The sequence below is a fragment of the Acidiphilium sp. PM genome (assembly GCF_000219295.1).
GTDB classification, from domain to species: Bacteria; Pseudomonadota; Alphaproteobacteria; order Acetobacterales; family Acetobacteraceae; genus Acidiphilium; species Acidiphilium multivorum.
This window is the reverse complement of the sequence record NZ_AFPR01000309.1, coordinates 1-4,304: the sequence shown is the minus strand read 5'-3', so window position 1 is coordinate 4,304 and position 4,304 is coordinate 1. Positions and strand designations below refer to the sequence as shown.

The following is a 4,304-nucleotide window of genomic DNA, read 5'->3' as shown; positions in this document are numbered from 1 at the left end:
GGCATCGCCAGCGCCATGAATGGCCTGCGCCGCCCGAAGCGCGAGCGGCTGAGGTCGGAGAGCCGCCCCACCATCGGGTCGATCACCACGTCGAAGATCCGCACCGCGGTCAGCACGATGCCGACGGTCGCGAGATCGAGCCGCATCGCGCCGGCCCAGAAATCCGGCAGGATCACCAGCAGCGGCAGGCCCAGCATGGCCAGCGGCAGGGCGGGGGCGGCATAGATCAGCCGCTTCCGCCGCGTCATCCGCGCGGCCAATCAGCCCCGCGCGATCAGGAACTGGCCGACATCGGTCCACCCGGCGCGGAACCCGGCCTCGCAATAGGCGAGATAGAATTCCCAGAGCCGCTTGAACCGCCCGTCATATTGCGGCGACATCCGCGCGATCCGCGGCCAGGCGGACTGGAACGCGTCCTGCCAGCGGGCCAGCGTCTCGGCATAGTCCTGGCCGAAATGGAACGCGTCGCGGAGCGCGAAGCCGGCGCGGGCGATCTCGGCGCGCAGCCGCGTGGGCGAGGGCAGCATGCCGCCGGGAAAGACATAGCGCTGGATGAAATCGGCCTTGCGGCGGTATTCCTCGAAATACCGGTCGGCGATGGTGATCACCTGCAGCGCGGCGAGCCCGCTCGGCGCCAGCCGGTCGCGCAGGGCGGCGAAATAGGCCGGCCAGAACGGTTCGCCCACCGCCTCGAACATCTCGATCGAGGCGATGCGGTCGAAGGTTTCGGGCACGTCGCGGTAATCCTGCAGCCGGAACTCCACCTGCCCGCCCAGCCCCGCCGCCGCGATCCGCGCCCGCGCATAGGCGAGCTGCTCGCGCGAGAGGGTGATGGCGGTGACATGGGCGCCGTAGTCCCGCGCCGCGATCTCGGCGAAGCCGCCCCAGCCGCAGCCGACCTCCAGCACCCGCATCCCCGGTTCGAGGCCGAGGGCGCGGCAGAGCCGGTGATATTTCGCGTCCTGCGCGGGTTGCAGCCCGGCCTGGCCCGGCGCGAACAGGGCGGCGGAATAGGTCATGCTGGGGTCGAGCCAGGCGGCGTAGAAATCGTTGCCGAGATCGTAATGCTCGGAAATGTTGCGCCGCGCGCCGCGCCGCGTGTTGGGCCGCAGCCGGTGGGCGAGGAAGCTCGCCGCCCGCGCCCAGAGCTTGCCGCGCAGCATGTCCTCCCAGCTTTCCTCGTTCAGCGTGCCGAGGCGCAGCACGTCGATCAGGCGGGGGCTGTCCCACCAGCCATCGAGATAGGCCTCGGCGAGGCCGAGACTGCCGCCGAAGGCGAGCCTCGCGATCATCCGCGCGTCGCGCACGATCATCGTCGCGGCCGGGCCGTGCGCGGCGCCGGCGAAATGGTGCACGGAGCCGTCCGGCAGCACCACTTCCAGCGTGCCCACGCGGATCATCCGCGCGATGCCGAGGCCGAGGCGCAGCCTGCGGTCGCGTGGCAGCGGCGGGGCGGAGAGGGCGGTGGCGTCGGTCATGCGGGGTCTCCTCGGACGATCGGCGGGTGGCCGTCTTTCGGCTCGCGGTGGAAGGTCGCGCCGCGCAGCAGGGTGAGCAGCGCCTGCCAGTGGATCGCGGCGATGATCTTGAGCGGCAGCAGCGGCATGCGCAGCACCTCGCGCAGCAGCGCGGCGTCGGTGGCGGGGCGGCGGATGAGCGCCATCGAGGCGGTCAGCCGCGGCGCCGGAGCGCCGTGGACGATGCGGATCGCGAAGCGGCGCCCGGGCGGGGTGAGGGTGAACTCGTAGCCGCCCTGCATGTCGAACAGCGGCGAGACGTGCATGCGCTTGGCCGCGCGCTGGCGAATCGGCGATCCCGCCGGTGCCGGGATCAGGTAGCCGATCTGGTCGCCGAACGTGTTCTTCACCTGGTGCAGCACGGCGCCGAGCCGGCCCTCCCGGTCGTAGCAGACATAGAAGCTGATCGGGTTGAACGCATACCCGAGGATACGGGGGATGGTGATCAAACGGATGCGGGCGGCGAAGGCGGAAAGTCCGGCATCGTCCAGCGCCGCTTCCACCCAGGGGCGCAGTGCCGAGCCGTCGCGCGGGCCGTGGTCGCGGTCGTGCAGGGCGATCAGGCCGAAGCGGTTGTGGCGGAAGACGCGGCTTGCGGCGGCGAAATCGTCGATCGCGTCGAGATCGATGTCGAGCATCCAGAGCCGGTAGGCGAAGGCGCGGCGCGGCTTCACGTGGCGGACATGGCGCAGCACGCCGGCATAGATCCCGGGTGGATTCACGGCGCCCCGTCCGCGCCCTGCCAGGATACGGGCAGGCCCATCGCCCGCGCCACCCGCGCGGCCGAGGCGATGCCGTCCTCGTGGAACCCCCAGCCGGTCCAGGCGCCGGCGAACCAGAGCCCGTCCCGCCCCTGGATCTCGCCGAGCCGTTCCTGCGCCGCCATCGCCGCCGCGTCGAATTGCGGATGGGCATAGTCGCGCACGCGCAGCACCGTCGCCGGATCGGGCTCGACCAGCGGGTTGAGGCTGACCAGCAGCGGCCGCTCCGAGCGCAGCCCCTGCAGCCGGTTCATCCAGTAGGTGACGCTGACGGCGCGGCCGTGATCGGCGGCGTCGCGGGCGAGATAGTTCCACGACGACCACACCGCCCGCCGCCGCGGCATCAGCGCCGTGTCGGTATGCAGCACGGCGCGGTTGGGCTGGAAGCGCACCGCGCCGAGGATCTCGCGCGTCTGCGGGGCGGGGTCGGCGAGCATCGCCAGCGCCTGGTCGGCATGGCAGGCGAACACCACCTCGTCGAACGTTTCTTCTCCCGCATCGGTGACGACGATGACACCCCCTTCCGCGCGCCGCACCTGCCGCACCGGCGCCGAAAGCCGCACCCGCCGGCCGAGCGTCGCCGCCACACGCTCGACATAGCGGCGCGAGCCGCCGGTCACCGTGCGCCATTGCGGCCGGTCGTTCAGCGTCAGCAGGCCGTGATTGTGGAAGAACCGGGCGAAATGCCGCGCCGGGAAGGCCCGCATCCCCTCGACCGAGGCGGACCAGATCGCCGCCCCCATCGGCAGGATGTGATCCTCGACGAAATCCCGGCCGTAGCCGTTGCGATCGAGCCAGGCGCCGAGCGATTCGTCGCCGGTCGCGTGCAGCAGCGACGGCGCCTCGCGGTTGAAGCGCATCACGTCGCGCAGCATGCGCAGGAAGCGCGGGCGGACCAGGTTGCGCCTCTGCGCGAAGAGCTGCGCCAGCGAGCCGCCGCCATATTCAAGCTCGCCCCCGCCGATCGACACGCCGAAGGACATGTCGGTGTCGTGGGTGGCGACGCCGAGTTCGCGGAAGAAGGCTTCGAGGTTCGGATAGTTGCGGTCGTTCAGCACGATGAACCCGGTATCGACGGCGATCTCCTGCGCGCCGAGCCGCACATGCTGGGTGTCGGCATGGCCGCCGAGCTGGCGCTCGGCCTCGAACAGCACGACATCCCGCCGCGCCCGCGCGAGCCAGGCCATCGCCATGCCGGCGATGCCGCCGCCGATCACGGCCAGCCGCGCGCCGCTCACGACGCCTTCCCGCTGATCGCGGCGAAGGCGGCGAGTGCGCGCTCGCGCCCCTCGGCGAGGTCGACGACGGGCCGCGGATAGCTCGCCCCGAGCCGTACGCCGGCGCCGCGCAGCACGATCTCCGGCGCCTCCCACGGCGCGTGGAGGTATTTGTCCGGCAGGTTGGCGATCTCCGGCACGAAACGGCGGACATAGGCGCCGTCCGGGTCGAATTTCCGCCCCTGCAACACCGGGTTGAAGATGCGGAAATAGGGCGCCGCATCCGCCCCGCTGCCCGCCACCCATTGCCACGAGGCCGCGTTCGAGGCCGCGTCGGCATCGACGAGACAGTCATGAAACCAGCGCTCCCCCGCCTGCCAGGGCAGCAGCAGGTGCTTGACCAGGAAGGAGGCGACGATCATCCGCACCCGGTTGTGCATCCAGCCGGTCTGCCAGAGCTGGCGCATCCCGGCATCGACGATGGGCACCCCGGTCCGCCCGTGCTGCCAGGCGGCGAGATCCGCCGCGCTTTCCCGCCAGGGCATGGCGGCGAATTGCGCCTTCATCGGCCGGGTCGCGAGGTCCGGCGTGTGCCAGAGCAGATAGGCGGCGAATTCGCGCCAGATCAGCTCCTTGAGGAAGGTCTGCCGCGCCGCGTCGCGCCCCGGTGCTGCCACCGCCGCGCGCCAGACCGCGTCGATCGCGATCTCGCCCCAATGCAGGTGCGGCGACAGGCCGGAGGTGCCGGCGATCCCCGGCAGGTCGCGCTGGCGGTCGTACTCGCCGAAGCCATCGGCGAGGAAGGCGTC

The 4,304-nt window shown here is 71.4% G+C and carries 5 protein-coding genes; all 5 read right to left on the bottom strand.

Annotated elements, in window-relative coordinates; translation table 11 throughout:
• Positions 1-248 (bottom strand): MFS transporter (locus APM_RS11875; protein WP_007423623.1); only part of this gene is annotated, 248 nt, incomplete at its 3' end.
• A 12-nt stretch (positions 249-260) separates the two neighbouring features.
• Complete coding sequence (locus APM_RS11870; protein WP_007423622.1) at positions 261-1,478, bottom strand: cyclopropane-fatty-acyl-phospholipid synthase family protein; 1,218 nt, start codon at positions 1,476-1,478, stop codon at positions 261-263.
• Positions 1,475-2,239, bottom strand: coding sequence for a DUF1365 domain-containing protein (locus APM_RS11865; RefSeq protein ID WP_007423621.1), 765 nt, complete (start codon positions 2,237-2,239; stop codon positions 1,475-1,477). The genes APM_RS11870 and APM_RS11865 overlap by 4 nt, the downstream gene beginning before the upstream one ends.
• Positions 2,236-3,516 carry an NAD(P)/FAD-dependent oxidoreductase gene (locus APM_RS11860; RefSeq protein ID WP_007423620.1) on the bottom strand — a complete coding sequence of 427 codons (1,281 nt, stop codon included), beginning with the start codon at positions 3,514-3,516 and terminating at the stop codon, positions 2,236-2,238. Before APM_RS11860 ends, APM_RS11865 begins: the two co-directional genes overlap by 4 nt.
• On the bottom strand, positions 3,513-4,304 hold a 792-nt coding region (locus APM_RS11855; protein ID WP_007423619.1), incomplete at its 5' end, for a deoxyribodipyrimidine photo-lyase. The genes APM_RS11855 and APM_RS11860, both read right to left, overlap by 4 nt.

What these genes read in the sequence shown, in the direction of transcription:
- APM_RS11870 (WP_007423622.1), bottom strand. Translation starts at nt 1,478, where the DNA reads ATGACCGACGCCACCGCCCTCTCCGCCCCGCCGCTGCCACGCGACCGC.